16 protein-coding genes are annotated in these 22,849 nt (G+C 32.2%); 9 read left to right on the top strand and 7 right to left on the bottom strand.

All coding sequences use genetic code 11. The features are described 5' to 3' along the window. Nucleotides 1-265: 265 nt before the first annotated feature. From ABXT06_RS08170 to ABXT06_RS08160, 3 genes are all read left to right on the top strand, one after another. Nucleotides 266-541, top strand: a complete 276-nt coding sequence (locus tag ABXT06_RS08170; protein WP_294965818.1) for a hypothetical protein — start codon at nucleotides 266-268, stop codon at nucleotides 539-541. Nucleotide 542: 1 nt separating this feature from the next. Continuing rightward, on the top strand, nucleotides 543-1,286 hold the full coding sequence (locus ABXT06_RS08165) for an ATPase (protein ID WP_294965821.1): 744 nt from the start codon (nucleotides 543-545) through the stop codon (nucleotides 1,284-1,286). A 308-nt stretch (nucleotides 1,287-1,594) separates the two neighbouring features. Further along, nucleotides 1,595-1,756, top strand: coding sequence for a hypothetical protein (locus ABXT06_RS08160; RefSeq protein WP_294965824.1), 162 nt, complete (start codon nucleotides 1,595-1,597; stop codon nucleotides 1,754-1,756). A gap of 792 nt (nucleotides 1,757-2,548) precedes the next feature. Here ABXT06_RS08160 and ABXT06_RS08155 read toward each other — a convergent pair. The 5 genes from ABXT06_RS08155 to ABXT06_RS08135 form a co-directional block, all read right to left on the bottom strand. Continuing rightward, nucleotides 2,549-3,439 carry a thiopeptide-type bacteriocin biosynthesis protein gene (locus ABXT06_RS08155; protein ID WP_354590307.1) on the bottom strand — a complete coding sequence of 297 codons (891 nt, stop codon included), beginning with the start codon at nucleotides 3,437-3,439 and terminating at the stop codon, nucleotides 2,549-2,551. Next, a complete protein-coding gene (locus tag ABXT06_RS08150; RefSeq protein WP_354590306.1) occupies nucleotides 3,432-5,678 on the bottom strand; it encodes a lantibiotic dehydratase family protein in 2,247 nt (748 codons plus the stop codon). The genes ABXT06_RS08155 and ABXT06_RS08150 overlap by 8 nt, the downstream gene beginning before the upstream one ends. 7 nt (nucleotides 5,679-5,685) lie before the next feature. Further along, nucleotides 5,686-6,924 (bottom strand): lanthionine synthetase LanC family protein, encoded by a 1,239-nt coding sequence (locus ABXT06_RS08145; RefSeq protein ID WP_354590305.1) that lies wholly within the window; start codon nucleotides 6,922-6,924, stop codon nucleotides 5,686-5,688. Between the two features lie 146 nt (nucleotides 6,925-7,070). Then, the gene (locus ABXT06_RS08140; protein WP_354590304.1) at nucleotides 7,071-7,274 is read right to left on the bottom strand and encodes a hypothetical protein; all 204 of its coding nucleotides are present in this window, start codon (nucleotides 7,272-7,274) and stop codon (nucleotides 7,071-7,073) included. 28 nt (nucleotides 7,275-7,302) lie between these two features. Next, a complete protein-coding gene (locus tag ABXT06_RS08135; protein WP_354590303.1) occupies nucleotides 7,303-8,973 on the bottom strand; it encodes a S41 family peptidase in 1,671 nt (556 codons plus the stop codon). A 380-nt stretch (nucleotides 8,974-9,353) separates the two neighbouring features. On the opposite strand from ABXT06_RS08135, the gene ABXT06_RS08130 reads away from it, so the two are divergent. The 5 genes from ABXT06_RS08130 (at nucleotide 9,354) to ABXT06_RS08110 (ending at nucleotide 16,302) form a co-directional block, all read left to right on the top strand. Then, nucleotides 9,354-10,574, top strand: coding sequence for a DUF6625 family protein (locus ABXT06_RS08130; protein WP_354590302.1), 1,221 nt, complete (start codon nucleotides 9,354-9,356; stop codon nucleotides 10,572-10,574). Nucleotides 10,575-10,697: 123 nt separating this feature from the next. Then, nucleotides 10,698-11,639, top strand: a complete 942-nt coding sequence (locus ABXT06_RS08125; RefSeq protein WP_354590301.1) for a glycosyltransferase family 4 protein — start codon at nucleotides 10,698-10,700, stop codon at nucleotides 11,637-11,639. Between the two features lie 127 nt (nucleotides 11,640-11,766). Next, on the top strand, nucleotides 11,767-13,959 hold the full coding sequence (locus ABXT06_RS08120; protein ID WP_354590300.1) for a peptidase domain-containing ABC transporter: 2,193 nt from the start codon (nucleotides 11,767-11,769) through the stop codon (nucleotides 13,957-13,959). A 2-nt stretch (nucleotides 13,960-13,961) separates the two neighbouring features. Next, entirely contained in the window at nucleotides 13,962-15,257 is a 1,296-nt protein-coding gene (locus ABXT06_RS08115) for an HlyD family secretion protein (RefSeq protein ID WP_354590299.1), read from the top strand. A 388-nt stretch (nucleotides 15,258-15,645) separates the two neighbouring features. Continuing rightward, nucleotides 15,646-16,302 (top strand): putative outer membrane beta-barrel protein, encoded by a 657-nt coding sequence (locus ABXT06_RS08110; protein ID WP_354590298.1) that lies wholly within the window; start codon nucleotides 15,646-15,648, stop codon nucleotides 16,300-16,302. 104 nt (nucleotides 16,303-16,406) lie between these two features. On the opposite strand, the gene ABXT06_RS08105 is transcribed toward ABXT06_RS08110, so the two are convergent. Together ABXT06_RS08105 and ABXT06_RS08100 are read right to left on the bottom strand one after the other, a co-directional pair. Beyond that, nucleotides 16,407-18,437 carry a transketolase family protein gene (locus tag ABXT06_RS08105; protein WP_354590297.1) on the bottom strand — a complete coding sequence of 677 codons (2,031 nt, stop codon included), beginning with the start codon at nucleotides 18,435-18,437 and terminating at the stop codon, nucleotides 16,407-16,409. A 71-nt stretch (nucleotides 18,438-18,508) separates the two neighbouring features. Next, nucleotides 18,509-21,136: a glycoside hydrolase family 3 C-terminal domain-containing protein gene (locus ABXT06_RS08100; RefSeq protein WP_354590296.1), complete on the bottom strand. Its 2,628-nt coding sequence runs from the start codon at nucleotides 21,134-21,136 to the stop codon at nucleotides 18,509-18,511. A 281-nt stretch (nucleotides 21,137-21,417) separates the two neighbouring features. Between ABXT06_RS08100 and ABXT06_RS08095 the strand changes: the two genes are divergently transcribed. Then, nucleotides 21,418-22,449: a LacI family DNA-binding transcriptional regulator gene (locus ABXT06_RS08095; protein WP_354590295.1), complete on the top strand. Its 1,032-nt coding sequence runs from the start codon at nucleotides 21,418-21,420 to the stop codon at nucleotides 22,447-22,449. The last annotated feature ends 400 nt before the right edge of the window (nucleotides 22,450-22,849 follow it).

Raw genomic sequence — 22,849 nt, 5'->3', positions numbered from 1 at the left:
GTTAGTTAGTTAGTTAGTTAGTTAGTTAGTTAGTTAGTTAGTTAGTTAGTTAGTTAGTTAGTTAGTTAGTTAGTTAGTTAGTTAGTTAGTTAGTTGGTTGACGACTATTTTTATTTTTGATTTTGGCCAGTGATGGGGAAGTTGGTTAGAACAGGAGTGGATTTTGAAATCCCTAATTTAGAAAGAGGCAAGGGTTTATAATTGCTGCTTATTTTTATTCTTGTTATACTTATTCTTATTTCGTATTTTTGAACAAAGTTGGATTATGAAAAACAGAAGAAGAAATATCGGCGCTTATAGCAAGAGAAGAAAAACAATGGTATCTTCCAAAGAGGAAAGCTTATTGTTGGATTCTGCAAAAATTGCTTCCTCTAAAGCGGTAAGAAGCTCTATGGCTTTAGGTCTAACCATAAAAGTTATTCGCAATCACGAAATTATTGCCGTCAATCCAGATAGATCCATAAAGGTTATAAGAAAAATTTCAAAACCTTCAATTGATGTATCGGCATTGAGAAAAGGAATGATTCTAGAAAGAAAATAATATGACGCAGGCGAGATTGCGAATATTTGCAGGTCCTAATGGTTCAGGAAAAAGCACACTTTTTGATTCTTTTTCGAAAAAATACAATGCTGGCATTTTTCTTAATGCTGATTTAATTGAAAAAGAATTAGCAAATAACGGATATATTGATTTAAGCGAGTTCAATTTAAATCTTACCCAGAAAGATTTAAATGAATTCTTAAAGACTGAAAGAGCCGCATCCCTAATAAAAAAATCTATAGAAGATAATCATAAGATAGATTTCTGCATAAAAGAGAATGTTATAGTTGATGCGCAAAAAGAAACTCATAGCTATGAGGGAGCCCTGATAAGCGCTTTTCTGAGACATCATCTTCAGGAAGAAAAAATTGATTTCTGTTTTGAGACGGTAATGAGCCATCCTTCTAAAATTGAAGAGATCAAAGAGGCAAAGCAAAAAGGCTACAAAACATATTTATATTTTATCTGCATTGATGATCCTGAGATAAATGTTTCGCGAGTTGAGAATAGGGTAACCAAAGGGGGGCATAATGTTTCTTGGGAAAAAATTTCAAGCCGTTATTACAATACATTAAACAATCTTATGCCAATGATAGAAAATGCGGATAAATGCTATCTATTTGATAATTCAAGTGAAGAGTATAAGTTAATTGCTAAAATTGCAGACGATAAGCTCTCATTGGAAATAGAACCGTCTGAGCTGCCGAACTGGTTTATCGATTATGTGCTGAAATATTACATATAGAAGTTTTTTTTGTTTTAAAATATAAGGAGATTATCGTGACAGTGTCACGATAATTGCTGGGGTATTGGAATATTAAATAATTATTTTTCTTAAAAGTGTGTGTTCAGACGGGTATCAAATGTATTGGTTAATAATAATTAACAGTTTATCCTATTTTCGAATTGTGCAAGCACCGCTTGCATAAATTGAACTGTTAAAACAGTTGGAAAATAAATTATGAAAGATGTATAGTATAGCGCAAAAAATATTAGAGCGCGATCTGAAATTATAAATCTGATTAAGTTCGATGTATTCAAAAATAACCAACTATGAAAGAACGCAAGATAATGACGACACCGACTCAGAAGAAGATCATAGAGGCAATGGATAAGGTTGCTGAAAAATTAATTGAGTTTAAAAAGAAGAATAACAGCGATCTGGTTGTTATGCAGGACGGTAAAATTGTAAGAATAAAAGCCAGCTCTTTATAAAATATTATTTCAATAACAACATAAAGCTCTCAGAAATGAGGGCTTTTTTTATTCTTAGTTAGTAAGTTGAAGATTGTTTTCATTTTTGATTTTGCCTTTTATGAATAGATTGAGAGAATGTTTTTATGTGGTAAGTGCTCGAACTTAAATTTTTAAGCAATCCTTCTTACTATTTTTTACAGCTCTTTTGAATGCAATACTAATTTTGATTGCGCCATAATTTGGTCGTTGAAGTGTGATAACCTAATTATAAACTAAAGAAAAATAAGTTTTTTGTATATTTGTGTCAACTACAAAGGTTAAATGTTCTCTTGAAAGACTAGCTGTTTTACCAAATTATCGGACACATAACAAATGATGTTTTTGTAAGATTTTAAATTGTAAATTTTGTACCTTATTTGTACCTCGATGTTGATTAACCCCTATAGAATAGGAAAAGTTAATTTCTGCATCGGCAAGTAGAAAGCGCAAAGTAGCACAAAATAAAACAAATAAAACAGCTAAAATATTGTTAATAAGTATTTTAACTGTTTTATTCTGATTTGTACCATTCCTTCATAAATTAACATTTTTAATGCTTTTTTTAGGTGTAGTACCATATATGTTTTGATTATATTTCATTTTTTTACTTTTTATTTTTGTCGTAATGTAGCCTCTTCCAAAGTAACATTCTTTCTTTCGTCTTTAAATGTTTTTTAAGCTTTTTGAGGTATATTTTTTTTCTAACACTGAAAATATTTTATATTAAAAGCTCTGCTGTGAAGTCACAAAAAAATATCAACTCTAGATTGATTAGTCCTCTGTTTTACTTCTCGCTTTACAAGATTTGTAGTACCTATAAAGAAAATTATATATCATCATCTCATGCATTCGGTTTTTTGATTTAAAAAGTCTAACCATTGACATATGTACATAACTAATCAGTAAGTTATTCAAGTCTATCTGTAATAAATGGTAATTATTATAGTCAAGAACGGCATTTGACATAGACTTTATTTTGTTATTAAAATCTTCTAAAGCAATACTTATTTCGTGATATTCAGAATCCTGATTCTGTTCAAAAGCCATAAATTCTTCTATCTTATACCTGTACTTTCTGTATTTTAAATCTATCTGTTTATTGAGTTCTTTATTTATGCCGAATTCGTGCCCAAATCCTGTTTTAAGGTGTTCAAATAAAATTAATTTATTCTCTAAAGAATATTCAAAATTGTTTAAAAGATTATCAATATTTCTTAAAGCAAAAAGCCATCTTAATTCATCATCTTCACTTCCGATTATTTCAAGAATATTAACAATTAATATACTGTCGTAGAAAAAAAGGCTTTCAGAAAGTTCAATAGTGTTTTCTCCATAACGCTCTAACTCTCTTTGATAAGTGTCGGTCTGTACTTTCCATATTAAATCTTGATTTGTTAAGTCATTTAAATAAGGCAATAGTTTCCCCATAATGATTCCAAGATTACTTTTGTCTATACAATGAAAGCGAACCCTTAAATGATGTTTTGGGTCCGAATACCTAATGAAAAACCATTTGTCAATAATGTTTTCCTGAATCAGATCGTTTGCAACAGCATTAATAATTTCGATTAGAATAAAATCGGCTGTTTTTGTCCCTGTATATATTTTATAATAGAGCCAATTGTCTCCGGTTATAAAATTTCTTTGCACTATTTTAGTCATTCTTTAATTTTGAACTATTGTAAAATGATAGTATAATCTGGTTTGTATGGTATTGATTATCATCGTGATTTTTTACAATTCCTGATTCATTAAATAAGAATTCTTTAATTTTAAAACTTAGTTTATTTTTCACTGTGTTTAAAAACATTTTTAGAGATAATATATTTTCAAGATTTACTAATAACTGGTTGTCTGATTCAATAAGCATGACATATTGGGGTATTTTTTTCTCATTTCTAAATAATTGAAAACTCTGAATCAATTCGGCATCACTTTTATTTTTATCTAGAAACAATGCGATATCGAATTTTTTTATATTCCATACAGCCGGGAATAAAATCAGATTTTCATATTCAATTCTTGGAATAAACTCATAATCATTAGCAAAAGGCCCTAAATTTATTCCTATTCCTGCTCTTTTATTCTGTGATTGCATGTCACATAGAAAGTGGTAAATAGGTAAAGAACTTGACGAATAATTATGTGAATTTGAAAGACGAGGAAGAACTTCTTTATTATGATTTACAGATCGTAAATAAATGTCTTTCTGGTTTTTTACAGAAATATATAAATCGTTAATTTTTAATTGATTTCCAATGGCCAAAGTAGATTTAGCTAAGTATGGAATTTCAAATTCTCTAAAATGGGGACGAAGTAAAACATTTCCTATTCTTGAGTCTGGCAAATGATTAATTTCTGCAATAATCTTGGTCTCATTCATCTCTTTCTCCAAATTAGTTATACTTACCGTAAACTCTTCTAGAGTTTTGTCACCATGACAAAAGCGTCCAAAAAGATTTGCTGCACTTGAATTTCCGGCATCGCTTACAATTATTTTCTCTTCACCATTAATTATTACAATTTCTATCATGGTTGATATTGTATCTGGCAAATCTGTCCAATTTTCTTCCAGTTCTTCAAAATCCTTATCACTAAGTTTTATGCTATAACTTTTGTTAACAAAAGCTTCCGTAATTTTTTTATGAAAGATTGAATTGGCCTTAGTCCATTGAATTTGTTTAAAGGAATTTAGATCTTCTTTTGCGTTAAACATTAAATCATCTATTAATGGGTTGCTGTCTAAAATTTCCTGATTTTGTATATAACCAATTCCCATTTCTACATCTAATGCCTTTGCTAATGAAATCTCCCTATCTTCAAAACGCTCATAGAAGGCATCTTTGAACTGATGTAATGTAGTATTTTTCTTAGGATAAGTAAGTTTGTTGAATATGGACATTCCTCGTTTTACCGAATCAACTACAGAATTACTGATTAAGTTCGATGTTGTGCTTAGTGTTACGTCTGTCTGGAATAAAAACTTAATGTCAAAATCAGTTCCCAATTCTTTTACAGAATTACTGAGGTCAATATATTTTTTGGGATTGTTTTCAATTTGATTATCCATTTCTGCTAAACTAGATTCTATATAGTTTAGCAGGTTTATCAAATCATTAGAGTTTTCTATTTTTAATAACACACTTTTAATATGGTCTAAAAATTCAATTCCGGTAGCAGATGGTTCAAGTTCACTTATTAAGATTTGGCTAGAAATTAATTCATCAACAAAAGAATTCACTTCTTCAAAAGAATTTTCATCGTCTACCAATAAATCAATGATATCTTTCATTAACATCCCTTTTTCAGTAGCTTTTAGAACTTTTTGAAGATAGACTGAATCATCAACAGCCATCATATTGTGTTGTCTTATACCGCTGACGTATTCAAATTCGACATATCTAAGGTGTTTTCCAGATTTGTAAATGCTTGTATTTGGAAAAAATAATATTTGTTTTTTTATATTTTCAATTTTCACAAGATTCTGAGACAATGCTACGAGGTAATTCATATCTAACCTAGTATGCCTTTTATTTTTAGAGATATTATCAAGTTTAATTTTGGTAACACTATCAATTGTACCCACACTGCATCCAGCAAATATTCCAAAAGGTGTTGCTCTTGACGACATTCTGGACACATATTTAAGTAAAGAATATTTTAGTTTTTCAATTTTATTAGGATCTTCAATTTTATTATTTAGCCATTTTTCTAATTCATTATATAAAATAGGTGTGGCTAAAAAGACAGCTTCCTTTATTTCAGCTCTGCCAAAGAGTTTTTTAAATTCATCATCAGATATATCTTGCTGTGAAGTTAGTTCTTCAAAAAAGTTAAAGGGTAAAAGCGGTGCTCTGAGAACAAAATTTGGAAATGATTTGTATGTGTTTTCTTTTGACATTTTTGCGTTAGTTATTATTTACATCTAATAAGAATAAATTATCCCATCCGCAATCATCAAATTCAAGTAAATAGTCTATTAGAACCATACCGATTCCAATTACTCCGTCCAACAATCCTATCGAATCAATATAGGTTCCATTTCCTTGATATTTTTGATAACCGGCAATGCCTTTTTCATTTTCGCCAAATTTCAAAACTGCAGAGGTTAATTTCTCATATTCATGATAAAACTTCTCATCTTTAGAAATTAAATACCATTTTTTATGAATGTATGCTATGCTTGATAGACCATGACAAAAACAAGCATCATAACCATTTGAGCTTGAAAACATTTTTTCAAAAGTATTTCGCTGTAAATTTTTGTATGCTAAAGCTAATGCCTTTTCTTTTAGTGCTTTATCATTTAATATGCATGATGCTTTATAAAGGCCTAAAGAAATGGTCTGATCTCCATAACACCAGCCAAGATTGGTGTTATAATGAGCAGTTATTTTGTTTGTCGCAATACTTGGAAATTGTGATAAATTATTTTCATTGTTGCTTTCAAATTCTAAAACACAGTTGACACTTTTGTTTAAAGTTTCTCGAATTAGATTATTTTCGGGAATTTGCTTCAAAAATTTTGAGAAAATAATTATATAAGAAATATGCCCATGTGCTAATCCACAATTTGTCACATGAGTGTCTTCGGTTGTATTATAAAGATCTTTGACACTATTGGTTTTTTCAATATCAGCTAAAACAATGACAGCAAGTATTTCAAATAGTTGTATAAGTTTCTCTTTAAGCAGGAAGTTTTTGTTATTAGTAAATCTTTCAATTAAGTAAAATGCAGCGCCAAATGTGCCATGCAAGAAATCAATATCCTCAATAATTCTTGTGTGATTAATATAATAATCAGCAACTCCCTCGTCAATAGTTAAAAGGGCATCCTCAACGTCAAGTAACGATTCAGAATTTAAAATGTTTTTATTTTTAATATAATCAAATACATGCGCAACTCCAACTAAACCATTGCAATAGGATAATAGAACATCAGTCTCATTAATGATTTCGATAATTTTCGAAATTGCATCATGAATTTTAGTTAGATATTCCTCCTCATTGGTTAATTTGTATTGCAGATAATAAAACACGGGTAATGACCCGATTCCGTTGCATAATGAAATATTAGAATTATTCTCGATATTTAGATTAATGTAATCGTTTATGGCATTTATTTTACTAATTGTTTTATCTTCCATTTCTTAAAATATATTGATAAATGAATAAGTATTATTTCCTAATAATTAAATTGTTTGGTACTTACTTATGAAATGATGTTCTATTAAAAAAAGTAATGAGATTCTATTATCTCATTACTTTTTAGCTATTTAGACTGTACTAGTTATTATTGTACAGTTGTAGGACAATGAAAACAAGTATTTGACTCATTATTTTTAGTCTTGCAATCAATTTGAAAAGTACTGTCATTAGATGTGCACCAGCCACATGTAAAATTATGCTTTGTACTGTCACCAGTGTAACCACCTCCAACTACTGCTTTTGCTTGAGCGTTTGTCAAGCGAGAAATCTTCATTTTGTTTAATTTCATTGTTATTATATTTAAGGATTAATATTAATTAATTTTGTTTCTGTATAAATTCCAACGCTTTTTCGAGAATCTCGTCTCTTCCTTCTTGGATGCCTTTAATAGAAGGATAAACAGCAACATCAACTTTTATTCCCACTCTTTGGGTTTCGCGTTTGTCTGGATAGAACACGCCCAGTCCAGTAATAATTGATTTATAGCCTAAAAATTCATTATAAGAAACATTACCATCAGCTCCTGAAGTTTGGGTGCCAATTGTGGTAACATTGTCACCGGTTTGTAATAGCATAGTTGCATATTCACTCGCACTTTGTGTATTTTGATTAACTAAAACAATAACTTTACCCGTATAATATTGATTTTTTAAAGGAGGAATTGTCTCGCTTTGTTTCCAAAGAAATCTTCCAGGATAAGAAAGATCTGGTTGTATTAATTTTGCAAACTCTTTTTCAGTTCGTATTAGTCTTCTCGCAATCATATAGGGAGTAAACTTCATATATTCTCTATAATCAATTATAATTGCTTTCGTTGATTTTAGATCTGACATCATTTTATCAACGTCCTTCATTTCTAAATAAGACATATCTACATATCCGATATTATGATCTAAAATTTTATATTTTTCCTTATTTTTAGGAAATGGACTTCTCAAATTCTTTATATCATAACGCCCGAAATTTTTAACAATTTCGGTATTCCCGCGTTTAATATTTAGCTTTATAGAATCTGTATTTCCAGACGTTACAAAATATCCATTGTGAGTATCCTGCACCTTATTGTTTGATCCTCTATTATAGATTTTATAGGATGCTATTAATTTTTCTACATCTATTCCTTCCGATTTTTCAATTACATCTCCAATTTTTAAATCATTTATTTTTGCTAAGGAATCTTTGTAAAAACCAGTAATAACCAATTTGTTTTCTATCATATTAAAAAACGCTGGAATAAATTTTTTTCCAAAATAATCTTCGATAGGGCCTGTGTACAAGGTTGCATGTGAATCTTTGAGTTTAACCACTGTTTCCAGCATAGCCAAGTGATATTCTGTTTTGTTTTTTGAGGTTTTGAATTTAGGGACCATTTGTTTTAAGACTTCATCCCAGTTTTCATCAGTTATATATTTATAGGGGTAGAAATATTCAACAACATTCCAGTATCTAAATAAACTTAACAATCGATGGTCTTCATTGGGAAATTCAAAGTTCACATATTGAGGTTCATTGATTATTTCTACATTGCCAGCGTTTGCAGTAGAGACATACTGATTTTTTCCTTGAAACCGATTATCTTCTATTAGCTTTAATTTTTTTGAAAGTTCAGCAGAAAACTCTTCTATATTTTGTGTCCAGGAAAGATTGAAATTTTTGTCAAAATATTCTTTAGGTTTACCCTCTTTACAAGAACGGCATGTTTTTATTTCTCCCAGAGAATCAATCCAATCTATGTAGATCTTAGATATAGCTTCTTTGCTTGTGGCTTTTTCAATTTTAGGAATAATAGTTAGTAATTGTTCATCCCAGTTAAAATTTCCTTTAGCAACATTTGGATGGTAATACTTAAGAAATCCCCATACTTTACAAAGATTAGATAAGTTTTGTATTTCATTTTTATTTAATGTTGAAGGCTGAATATCTTGACTTTGTACTACATGTAAATTGCAAAATACGACCAATAGCAGTACAATATATTTTTTACTCAATAACCTGCATGTGTAATTTAAAGTTTGGAACATTGACCTAGTTTGCATCTGAAGTGTATAAATATTTTTTTTTCAAAAGTATTTACTGTGTAATTAAAAACTTACTTAAAAATATGCAGATTTTAGTACTAAATTATCCATATTCTGACTTTTAAAGGTATGCATAGTATAATGATTGGTTTTTTTGTTCAAATTGATTTTGATTATCAAAAATGCCTTAAAATATAAAGTAGTCGAGAGATTAATTGAAAATTGTCTTTTGGATAATATTGTATACTTAAGGGATAATATAGAATTAATTTATATGTTAAAAGCGAAAGATATTTGCTTCTAAAAAAGAAGGAATAGCATTATACTCGGTAAGATCTTTCATTTGCTTTATGAAAAAAATAAGCCTAATTAATATTTATATTGGAAAAACGCCATGGTTTTTTAAATTCTTTTTAAAATCATGTGAGGCTAACCCTATGGTCGATTTTTTTGTTTTTACTGATCAAACCATGGATTACCCTGTAACTTATAATGTTAAGATTATTCCTTTTTCTTTATCAGATTTTAATCAATTAGCAACAAAAAAACTTGGATTTGATATCGATGTAAAAAAAGGTTATAAACTTTGTGACTTTAGACCTGCTTTCGGGTTTTTATTTTCTGAATACCTAACAGAATATGATTTTTGGGGCATTACAGACATTGACGTAATTTATGGGAGAATACGCGAATTTATTACCGATGAAGTTTTAGAGGAATATGATATTATTTGTGTACGACATGCTTTTATTACTGCTTGTTGTATGTTGTATAGAAATAATGGATATATAAATAACTTATACACGAAAAGTAAAGATTATAAAGCAATTTTTACATCATCTAAAAATTATGCTTTTGATGAAACTAATTTTGAAAATGGAAACAGCTTTTTTGAGATACATGATATTTTCAAGAGAAACTGTGAGATCGAGAGTATTCAGCACGTAATAGTAAAAGAGGGAGATTTAGGAAATTTAAAAGCTCATTTTGATTTATTGCTAGTAGATGGAACGCCTGGAAAGTTGAAATGGGAAAATGGTATTTTTTCTTATGATGGCAAATTTGAATTTATGCTGTATCATTTATTATATTACAAATGCAACATTTTTGCCAATAACTCTTTAAAGTGGAATCAAATACCAGATGTTTTCTATATTGATAAATTTGACTATAGAAAAACTGATTCTATTCGTACTCGTTTTGAAGTTTTTTATACTGATAATTTGAAACCTTTTTTCTGGAATTTAGGAAAAAAAATGGATTGTTTTTTTTCCTATCTCTTATTTAAAAAGAAAGTTAAAACAATAGAAGCAGGAGAGTATTATTATCACTTAGATAAGCAAAAAATAGTAATTGGAAGACATGATGACGGGACAAATTTCTTAATCTGGAAAGGTTCTTCAGCTATTTCTATATATGAGATGAGTTTTAATAAAAATTACTTTTTCAATATTTATTATGGATTAATGATAAAAATTGATAAGTATAAATCCACGCCATATAATAGATTTCATATTGTATGCAGTACAGGTCATAGTAAAGCCTATTCTAAATTTGAGAAGTCTATTTAAATCTGATTTTCTCATCATAAGCAAATGATTGCACTTATTCGAAGTTCATTATGATCAAGAGTCTCTGATAAATGATTTGTCATTAAAATAACGAATACTAATTTTTACCTAAATACCATTTTTATGAAAATACTCCTTGTAGGACCTGGAATGATGCCAATTCCATCAAACGGATGGGGTGCCGTTGAAACACTTATCTGGAATCAAAAAACATATTGTGAGGCGCTTGGTCATAAAGTAGATATCTTAAATAAAAGAGGATTGGTGGCTGCATTATTAGCAAAACCTTGGAGTTATGATGTGGTTCATGTTCATTTTGATCCGCTAACTAAATTTTGGAACACGCTTTCTGTTCGTTTAAATTTTAAATTAATTGTTACAAGTCATTATGGATATGCCGCTTACCCGGAAAAATGGCATTATGGTTATGAAAGGATTTTTAAGTTTTTAATGAGAAGCGAAAGATTAATTGTTTTGAGTGAAGATATATTAAATGTTTTTAAAAGAAATGGATATTTAGGAAAGATTGATGTTCTTCCTAATGGTGTTGAAGTTCAGAATTTTATATTTAATGAATCCGCTTTGTTGAAGAATGCAATTTGTTTAGGCAGAATGGAAAAAAGAAAAAGACAAGAAGAAATAGCCGGAAAGATTTTAGAAAAAAGAAATCTGATTTGTGATTTTGTCGGCCCAATGAACTCTCTTGTGTTTAAAACAGATAATAAGTACGTCAATTATTTAGGTGAGTGGGATAGGGCGACTGTCCATAAAAATCTAACGAATTATTCCTGTATAATTTTATTTAGTGATGGTGAAGCACACCCTTTAGTAATATTAGAAGCTATGGCAGCAGGGCTTTCAATTGTGATTTCAATGGAGGCCTCTGCCAATTTAGACCTGAATCTTCCTTGGATATATTTATGCAATACTGTTGATGAAGTCGCAGCGTATGCCGAAAAAGCAATTAGTGAAAATTATATGTATCGAAAGCAAATACGAAAATATGCAGAAGAAAATTTTGATTACTTAGTTATTGCTCAAAAATACATTGAAATAATTAGTTAGGTGTTTAAACTATTTTCGATCTCTAATTTAATAAGCTGGAATTTATGTACCGTTAAACTTATGTTAGCTGTTATTACAAATGAAAAATGTTTTGTTTGGCTCCAAGCAAAAAAACTCACAAAATAAATTGAAAAAATTCGTTCATTATAAGCAGGCAGATCATAAAGACTGTGGCCCTACATGTTTAAAAATTATTGCCAAACATTATGGTAAAACAATCCATATTCAGGAGTTGCGGGAATTTAGTGAGACAACCCGAGAAGGGAGCAATCTCTTATTTCTGAGTGATGCCGCAGAAAAAATCGGATTTAGGACTTTAGGAGTAAAACTAAGCTTAGAAAGGTTGGAGGAAGCACCTCTGCCATCTATTCTACATTGGAATAATAATCATTACGTTGTGCTTTACAGAATAAAAAAGGAGGTCTATTATGTTTCTGATCCCGCCTTCGGACTGATTGAATACAATAAGGAAGATTTTTTAAAGTTCTGGATTGGCAACAATGCCGGCAATGAAACAAAGGAAGGAATTGCGTTGCTGATTGAAGCAACACCAAATTTTTTTCATCCTAATTTTGATAAAGAAGATAAGAAAGGGGTAGATTTTGGAATATTGTCACAATATGTGATCCGTTACAAATCCTACCTTTTTCAATTAGGTATCGGTTTATTTGCCAGTAGTTTGCTTAGCCTGATTTTTCCATTTCTGACACAGAGTATAGTTGATGTCGGAATCCAGAACCAGAATATTCATTTCATTTACCTGATCCTTTTCTCCCAGCTGTTTCTTTTTTCGGGTAAAATAGGCTTAGAGCTCATACGGAGTTGGATATTGCTGCATCTCTCCACGCGTATTAATATTTCTTTGATTTCGGATTTCTTTATCAAGCTTATGAATCTTCCGATTTCCTTTTTTGATGTGAGAATGACGGGCGATATTATGCAACGTATAAATGATCACCATAGAATAGAAAAAATACTTACAACATCATCTCTGAATGTGCTTTTTTCGGTTATCAATATGTTTGTATTGGGAGGCGTTTTGGCTTATTTTAATCTAAAGATATTTCTCGTGTTTTTTGCAGGAAGCCTTCTTTATTTTGGCTGGATAAGCATGTTTTTAAAACGGAGAGAAACTCTAGATTACAAACGTTTTGCAGAAGTTTCTAACGAACAAGGAAAAGTGATGGAGCTGATAAACGGAATGCAGGAAATTAAGCTTCATAATGCAGAAAAACAAAAGCGCTGGGGCTGGGAGTATGTTCAAGCAAGACTTTTCAGAGTTTCGATAAAAGGATTGGTTTTAGAACAGTCGCAAACAATCGGCTCGTCGGTAATAAATGAACTGAAAAATATTTTCATTACTTTTTTATCGGCAAAATTAGTTATTGATGGTTCAATCACGCTTGGAATGATGCTAGCCATTAATTCAATTGTAGGCAGTTTAAATGGGCCAATTATGCAACTTATCCAATTTGTGAGAGAGCTTCAGGATGCTAAAATTTCATTGGCAAGATTATCAGAAATTCACGAAAAAGAAGATGAAGCAGAGCAGGAGCAGCATCAGTCCAATGATGTTCCTTATAATTCGGATATCGAATTAAAAAATGCTTCTTATCGATATTTAGGTTCAGACATTCCCGTTTTAGACAGCTTGAGTTTAAAAATTCCTGCCAATAAAGTAACTGCAATTGTAGGAGTGAGCGGAAGTGGAAAAACAACACTTATGAAGTTGCTTCTTAAATTTTATGAACCCGAAAAAGGAGAAATCTTAATTGGAGATACCCAGCTTAAAAATATATCGCAACATGCATGGAGATCCAATATAGGAGCCGTAATGCAGGAAGGATTTATTTTTAGCGATACAATCGCGAATAACATTGCAATCGGAGCGGATAAAATTAATAAAGAACGATTGGCTTATGCGGCAGATGTGGCAAATATTAAACAGTATATAAGTGAGCTTCCTCTGGGTTACAATACTAAAATCGGTTCAGAAGGCACAGGAATGAGCACCGGACAAAAGCAGCGTTTACTAATTGCCAGAGCAGTGTACAAAAATCCGGAAATTCTGTTTTTTGATGAAGCGACATCAGCGCTAGATGCAAATAATGAAAAAGAAATAATGCGAAAGCTAGGTATTTTCTTTAAAAACAAAACAGTAATAGTAATTGCGCATCGATTAAGTACGGTAATGAATGCAGATCAGATTGTGGTTTTGGATAAAGGTAAAATTATCGAAGTTGGAAATCATACAACTCTGGTTGAGCTGAAAGGGGATTATTTTGAACTAGTTAGAAATCAATTGCAGTTAGGAAATTAGTTATGGCTGAAGACAATGATACTTTTGAATTGAGAAGCGAAGAGGTTCAGGATATCCTGACCAAAGTGCCGCATTGGATGATACGATGGGGGACAGTATTGATATTTGCTCTAATTGTGATGCTTTTTTTTGTTTCTTGGTTCGTGAAATATCCGGATACTGTCAAAACAGAAATCATAATTACGACCGATATTCCGCCAGAGAAGATTGTCTCAAAATCTTCTGGACGCATTGAAGCTATTTTGGTCAGGAATAAAGAACTAGTTAAAAAAAGCAATACGCTTGCCATAATTGAAAACACCGCCAATTATAAAGATGTTTTTTTACTGAAAAAGATTGTGGACGGCTATGATATAAACAACTCAAAAAAATTGTTTCCTTTTAAGCTTCTTCAAAACACACAGTTAGGGGGAATCGAAAGTGCTTTTGCTTTATTTCAGAAAGATTATCAGGCACAGCGGCTTAATGAAAGCCTGCATCCTTTCGAAATTGAAAGCAAAGCACAGAGTTTGGAAAAAAATCAGATAAAGGAGAGATTGGATATTTTGCAGCAGCAAAAACAGCTTAACGAAAGCGAATTAGAGCTTCAGAAAAATGAAGTAGCACGCTTTGAAACCTTATTCAATAAGGGAATTATTTCTGCTCAGGAAATGGAAGCCAAAAAACTGGGTTTCCTTCGGGCTCAGAAGAATTACAAAAGTCTATTGTCTTCGATTTCTCAATTGAGGTCTTCTCAGATTGACAATACAAAATCAAGCCAGAATGCGCAGATAAACAAGACAAAGGAAGAAGCTAACCTCAGACGAAATGTATCGCAGTCCTTCTATCAGCTGAAAAAAGTGATTCGGGACTGGGAATTAGTTTATACTTTAAAATCCTCCATCAGTGGTAGAGTGACTTTTCTTCAGGTCTGGAATGAAAATCAAACCATAAACGCTGGAGATAATGTATTTTCTATAATTCCCGATGTTAAAAACAGTCTTATAGGAAAGGTGAAAGCTCCCGCACTGAATTCAGGGAAAATCAAAGAGGGACAACGCATCAATATTCGTCTGGTCAACTTTCCTGATAGGGAATTTGGCGTTTTAAAAGGCAAAATCAAAAATATCTCGCTCGTACCCGATAAAGACGGAAACCTGCTAATAGATGTGGCTCTTTTAAACGGGTTGAAAACTTCATACGATAAGCACATTGTTTTCCAGCAAGAGATGAAGGGTGGCGCAGAGATTATAACCGAAGACCTGCGTCTAATCGAAAGGGTACTCTACCAGTTTAAAAACATTTTTGACCAAGTTTAAACGAGTCTGATTTCAATTTGGAAGAGGTTGGTGGTACTGTTTTAGTTTGATTTTGGCAGGTGATAAGAATACTCGTTTAGAAATGCACGTCTGTATACGTCATATGTCAAAGTATTTTTAACTCTTTTTTTGTGATCAGTTAAACTAAAAAAAAAGTTTAATGGGATTTAATTTTGAAATAGTGTGCATGATTTTTTAAAAATGTGATATAATATGGTTTCATTTTATAATTTGGAACATGTTTGGTCTTGTATTTTAGCTGAAAATCAGTTTTGTAAAATAACTTTGAATAGAAATAAGGCCTTAATACAGACTATAATTAATTTTCAATTAAACTGACGGGCTTGAGAATAATAACTCCCATTATTACAAACTAAAATTAAAAATTATGAAAAAGTATCATTTATTAGTTGTCTTTTTTTTCTTTTCACTGGTAATGTCAGCGCAAAGCAGCCAGTCATTTTTGCTTAATCTGTACGGAGGATATACTTTTTCCGACAGAGTAGATTTCGATTCCTCTTATGGAAAGGTAGAAGATGGTTTTGAGTACGGTATAGGTTTGGAATATTTTATAATGGATAACGCTTCGATAGAATTAAAGTATAATAGGTTGGATACACACATGCCTTTGTATACAAGCGTTCTTTTGCCTAATAATGGCAATCCTATTCCTGCTGGGACTCAACTTAATGCAGGAGACGATAAAGGTGCTATCAATTACATATTGGCAGATTATACTTATTATTTTGGTTCAAGCTCCCAAAAAGCGCTTCCATTTCTTGGTGCAGGTTTAGGGGTAGCAATTCTTGAAACGCCAAGAAGTGGCAACGGAACGTATTTTGCTTGGGAGATTAAAGGCGGTGTAAAAGTAAAAACCAACTCTCCATTATCAATTAATCTTCATGCATATCTGCAATCTATGTCGGCAGCTGTTGGATATGATTATTACTGGGACTATTATTGGGGACCGGTTGCAGTTACTGATTATGCATCAACATTTCAGTTTGGACTTGGTGCTTCGCTAAGCTACGATTTTAGTAAATGATAAGAAAAAAGCAAGTGTCGTAAAGAAATGTAAGACTAAAACGAAAAAAAGGGTTAAAATATTTATTAATATTTTAACCCTTTTTTTCAATGTTAGTTTAAATGTCAGATTTCTAAAAACTTCAATATTTCATTGCTAATATTTTCAGCATTAAAACCAAATTTTTGATCTAAAATTGAAGCAGGAGCAGAGTAGCCAAAATGATCTAATCCATATACAATTCCTCGAGAACCTGCTAAACTTTCAAGATTAATAGGAAGTCCTGCCGTTAGACCGAAAACCAATCCGTCTTTTGGAATAATACTTTCTTGATATTCTTTTGGTTGAGATCTGAAAATACCTTCAGAAATAATTGAAGCAACATTTATTTTTAATTGTTTTGTTTTTTCCAATTCAGAAGCTGCTTCTAAAAGAGTGGCAACCTCAGATCCGTTTGCAATTAAAGTAAGATCTGGGTTTTGGCTTTCTTTAATGAGGTAACCGCCTTTTTTAGCTTGTGACGCCGTTTCGAATTTTGGATCCTTATAAGGAAGATCTTTGATGTTTTGTCTTGAAAGGATTAATGCGGTAGGAGTTGTTTTATTTTCAACTGCCATTTGCCACGCTACCGAAGTTTCAGTTGCATCGGCTGGGCGCAATGCCAAAAAGCTTTGATGGCCAGAATGGTTTTTAATTTTTTCTAAAAGTCTAATCTGAGCTTCTTGTTCAATTGGTTGATGCGTTGGTCCATCTTCTCCAACTCTAAACGAATCGTGCGTGAATACATATTTTACAGGAAGTTCTTGAATTGCAGCAAGACGCATGGCTGGTTTCATATAATCAGAAAAAACAAAGAAAGTGGCTACAACAGGAATTACTCCGCCATGCAGAGCCATTCCGTTTGCAATTGCGGCCATTGTAAGTTCGGCAACACCAGCTTGAAGAAATGCTCCGCTGAAATTGCCTTTTTGCATCACTGAAGTTTTTTTCAAGAAACCGTCTGTTTTGTCACTGTTAGACAAATCTGCAGAAGAAACAATCATGTTTTCTACTCTTTCAGCCAAATAACCTAAAACCTCCGCAGAAGCATCTCGTGTTGCCGCATTGGCTTTTTGAGTTATAGAACTGAAGTCCATTTCAGGAAGTTCTCCGCTGAAAAACTGCTGGATCTTTTTAGCAGACTGAGGATTTTGATTTCCCCAAGCCAAAATTTTTGATTTCCTTTCTGCAGCATCTTTAGTTTTTTGTTCTAAAACTTTTTTATAATGGTCTTCAACGCTGTTGTAAATGGCAAAAGAATCTTTTGGATCAGCGCCCAAGTTTTCAAGTGTTTTAATAAAATCTGCTTTTGTTGCTCCAATTGGTTTGCCATGAAGTTCACATTGTCCTTCGTATAATGTGCCATCAGAAGTAACGCAGCCTTTCCCCATTATCGTTCTTCCAATAATAAGCGTAGGTCTTTTTAATTCGGCATTTGCGGCGTTTAATGCAGAGCGTATCTGAGTATGATTGTGAGCGTCAATAGTGATGACCTTCCATCCCCATGATTCATATTTTGCAGCAGTATTTTCACTGGTCACTTCGTCGGTCATGGAAGATAATTGCACATCATTAGAATCATAAAACATTATAAAATTGTTTAACCCTAAATGTCCTGCAATTCTTCCTGCTCTCTGCGAAATTTCTTCTTGTATACCTCCGTCTGTTATAAAACCATATATTTTGTGATCGAATAAATTATCAAATTTTTCAGATAGAAATTTGGCTGCAATTGCTGCTCCAACGCCCATAACATGTCCTTGTCCCAACGGACCCGACGTGTTTTCTATTCCTCTTTCAACATCAACTTCAGGATGACCAGGCGTTACAGAACCCCATTGTCTGAAATTTTCAAGATCTTTTTTTTCATAATTTCCCAAAAGGTAGTATTGAGCATACATTAAAGCAGATAAATGTCCAGCATCCATAAAAAAACGATCTCTGTAAATCCAGTTCATTTCAGTTGGATCATATTTTAAGTATTCAGAATATAAAATATGCATAAAATCTGCTCCACCCATTGATCCTCCTGGATGGCCAGAATTGGCTTTTTCAACCATAGATATTGCTAAAGCTCTAATATTATCTGCTGATAATTGGTCTATTGTTTTGTTCATTTTTAAATTTTTTAATAAATGCTATAACATGCCTTTGGCTAGAATTAAAAGCTAAAGACACTAATAATTAATTATTTTTCTATTTCTAAAGTTTGAATTATAATATTACTTTTTGCTTGGTTTTTCTCATCTGGCTGAGAGCCTCCAACTGCAATTTGAATTTTGCCTTCATACGGTTTTAAGCTTCCGCTTTCTGTTACATAAGAAAGATCTTCTGGAGAAAGAGTAAAATTGACAATTGTACTCTGGCTAGGTTTCAAATTGAACCTTTCAAATCCTTTAAGACTTTTTAAAGGTGACTTTACTGATGTATTTGGGTTAATTAGATACAGCTGTGCAACTTCTTCTCCTTCCATTTTTCCAGTGTTGGTTACTTTTACAGATATAGTAACCGACTGTCCCTTTTTTATTTTGGCAGGAGTTTTTAGTGCGCTGTATTTGAATTCAGTATAGCTTAAGCCATAACCAAATCCGTATAGTGGAGTGCCTTTAAAGTAACGGTATGTTTTATTATCCATTTTATAATCAACAAAAGAAGGTAAATCAGAATCGTTTTTGTAAAAGGTTACCGGAAGCCTTCCTGCAGGATTATAATCTCCAAAAATGACATCGGCAGAAGCCGTTCCTGCAGATTGCCCGCCATACCATGCATTAAGTATAGCCGGAATGTTTTCAGCTTCCCAAGGCACTGCTATTGCGCTACCGGTCATCATAAGAAAAACTACTGGTTTTCCAGACAATTGGAGTGCTTTTAGAAGTCTTGTCTGTACTTCTGGAAGTAGTATAGAAGTACGGTCTCCGCCTTTAAATCCAGGTGCATCAACAGGCATTTCTTCGCCTTCAAGCTGAGGGGAAATGCCTCCAGCGAAAATGAAAGCGTCTGCATTTTTATGTCGCTCAATTAAATCAGCAAAATCTGTTTTTATAAAATTTCCTGTTTGTAGAGATACTTCCGCTTTTCCTTCACCTTGCCAGTATTCCAGTACTAGTTTATAAACAGAATCTTTTTTGGTTTGCAGCTTATAGGTTTTTGCTCCCCATCTGTTTTTTCCCCAAGCGTCTATAACTTCTTTTCCGTCAATTAGAAACCTATAACCGTCATCTGCAGTAACTTCAAAAGTGATAGAACCATCTTCATCAGCTTTAAAATTAGTTGTATAGCGTGCCGAAAAATGATTTGCTTTAATGTTTTTCGTAACCATTTCTCCTTCTTGCCAGAAATTATCTATTTCAGATTCGGTTCTTGTAGTTTCAGGTTCACCAGATAGTGTATTATTATCAAAATATTCAGCTTTAAAACCTTGTTTTCCGTCATAAGAATAACGGCTCTTAAGATCTTTATAAACCAGTAAAGTGTCATTAGTAAAATTAATGGCTTTTTCATAAACTACTTCAGTTTCAGGGCTAACGTTTTCTTTAATGCCTTGTAAAACTGTTGTTAGTTTGGATGGAGTTCCATTGTAATTTCCAAGTATTGAAATTGAATTATCTGCATTTGGACCTAAAACAACAATCTTTTTCAGCTTTTTGCTCAATGGGAGCGTATTTTTTTCATTTTTAAGCAGTACTATAGATTGTCTAGCCATTTTTAAAGCATGTTCTTTATGTTCTCTTGATTCTAGAACGGAATTTGGAGTCTGAGCATATTTTACCATTGACACAGGATCAAACATTCCCAATCTAAAACGGATCATAAAAAGACGTTTTACAGAAACATCAATTTGTTTTTCAGTAATTTGCCCATTTTTAACAGCTTGAACCAGTGATTTGTATGCATCTGTTCCACAGTCAATGTCTGTCCCATGCAGCACTGCATCGGCTGAAGCAGATGCCGCATCAGGATGTGTTTTATGGTTTTTGAAAAAATCGTCAATTGCCCAGCAGTCAGATGTGACATAACCATTAAATTTCCACTCATTTCTTAGAATGTCATTCATTAAGATATCACTGGCGCAGCAAGGCTGTGTTCTAAACGCATTATAGGCGCACATAACCCCTGCAACTTTAGAGCTGGTGATTAATTTTTTGAATGCAGGCAGATAGGTATCCCAAAGCTCATAAGGAGTTACATCTACGTCAAAAGTGTGGCGTAAAGATTCTGGTCCACTGTGTACAGCATAGTGTTTTGCACAGGCTGCCGCTTTTAGATATTTAGGGTCATCTCCTTGAAGACCTTTTACAAATGCATCGCCTAAAACCGCTGTCAAAAAAGGATCTTCTCCATAAGTCTCCTGTCCGCGTCCCCATCTTGGATCTCTAAAAATATTAATATTTGGTGTCCAGTAAGTAAGTCCTAAATAGCGTTCGTTTGTTCTATTAAGTTCAACGGCTTTATTGTAAATAGCTCTGCCTTCTAGAGCAGAATAATCTGCCATTTTGAAAAGTGAATTTTTATCAAAAGTCGCAGCCATTGCAATAGCCTGTGGAAAAACGGTTGTTTTAAAAGGAGTTCTTGCCACCCCATGAAGCGTTTCGTTCCACCAGTCATAAGCAGGAATACCCAGTCTAGGTATGGCAGGTGCTGCATTTAGCATTTGCGCTACTTTTTCTTCTAATGTTAATTGTCCCACTAAGTTTTCTACTCGTTCTTCAAAAGTGAGATCAGTATTTTGAAATGGAAATTTAGAGTCATTTTTCTGTGCAGTGCACCAAAACGAGATTAATATCAAAATCTGATATTTCAATTTTTTTGTTTTCATATGAATAATTTTTACGGATGTTGCGACTGATGGAGTGCTGTAATTTTTTATCAAAAAATAAAATGCAACCGATTGTGTAAAGAAAAGAAAAATAATTTAACTTTAGATCATTGTTTGAAAAATAATGCCATTTTTATGTTTTATTGATGATTTTTTATGATAAATATTGTGTTTTATGATGTTTATAGGTAAATTGGTTGTGTAATAAAGAAGATGGAAGTATTGCGTTTTTTGACAATTTTTTAAATTATATCTAAAATTTACCACTAATCATAATAGTAATGGATGAACATAAACATGTAACAATTTATGACATTGCAAAGAGGCTTAATCTGGCTACATCGACAATTTCAAGAGCTCTAAAAGATCATCATACTATAAGTGATAAGACTATTAAGAAAGTAAAAAAGACAGCCGAAGAAATGGGCTTTGTTCCAAATACTTTAGCAGCGGGATTAAGAGGCAATAAATCTAAAACGATTGGTGTTTTAATTCCGACTATCACACAGCCTTTCTTATCATCTTTGATTAGCGGAATTGAAATTACCGCCAGAAAATCTAATTATTCAGTCATTATTATGCAGTCGCATGATTCTTATGAAGAAGAGCTTAATATGACTAAATCGCTTTATAGCAGTAGAGTTAGCGGTGTTATTTGTTCGCTGGCCATGGAGACAAAAGATACTTCTCACTTTCAGCAATTTTCAAATAATAATATTCCTCTGGTATTTGTAGACCGTGTGCCTAAGGATTTTAATACTTTTAGGGTAGTAATTGATAATTATACAGCGGGATATAAAGCAACAAAACATCTTATCGACCAAGGTTGTAAAAGAATTGCGCATATGACTGCAGGTGCAGAATTTGGTAATCTTTATAATGAAAGAAAAAGAGGCTATATAGATGCATTGGCAGATCATGGTCTCCCATTAAAAGAAGAATTGATTATAAATCTGAAAGCTATGACTTATGATGCCGGAGTTAAAGCCTGTAATAAATTATTTGGACTAAAAATTCCACCCGACGGGCTTTTTGCGCCAGGAGACATTCTTGCTGTAAGTGCTGTGCAAACAGCAAAAAAGAAAGGAATTAGAGTTCCACAAGATTTTGCTGTAATTGGTTTTAACAATGATCCCATTTCAGAGATAATCGAGCCCAATATTACTACTATCACTCATCCTGCAGAAAAAATGGGAAAAGCGGCAGCCAATATTATTATTGATACTATAGAATCTCATAAAGAGGAAGAAGCAAAGGAAATTACTTTTTTAAATACTGAAGTACTCGTGCGTGAATCTTCAAAGAAAGTTTAAAAATTTTCATTTTTGAAAGAAACTGCTACTGCATTTTATGTAATAGCAGTTTTTTTTTGATATATCAAATTAAATTTTAACTGAAAGATTGCTATTAGTGTTTGTATTGGAAGGCACAAAAGGCTTATAAAACCATAATAAAGTCGGTTTTAGTAAATTAATTAACAATCGGTTGTTAAGTGGAAATTAACTAAATAAAGCAAACTAAATTTGCATTATATGTTTTTTTGCATAATTTTACACAACCGATTGTTTTTTTTAAATATAACAGCACTATTTTCGTCATTTCTAAAAACGACAACTTAGTAATAGTAAAAAGAGAGGCAAATTTCATTTGCAAGCAGAGAATAAAATTAAGAGCAGAGAACTTAGATTTTACATGTTTTTTGGAACTAGTACT

The organism is Flavobacterium sp. UW10123 (genome assembly GCF_040538975.1).
Classification (GTDB): domain Bacteria; phylum Bacteroidota; class Bacteroidia; order Flavobacteriales; family Flavobacteriaceae; genus Flavobacterium.
The sequence above is the reverse complement of the archived record's forward strand: the minus strand, read 5'-3'. Positions and strand labels throughout refer to the sequence as shown.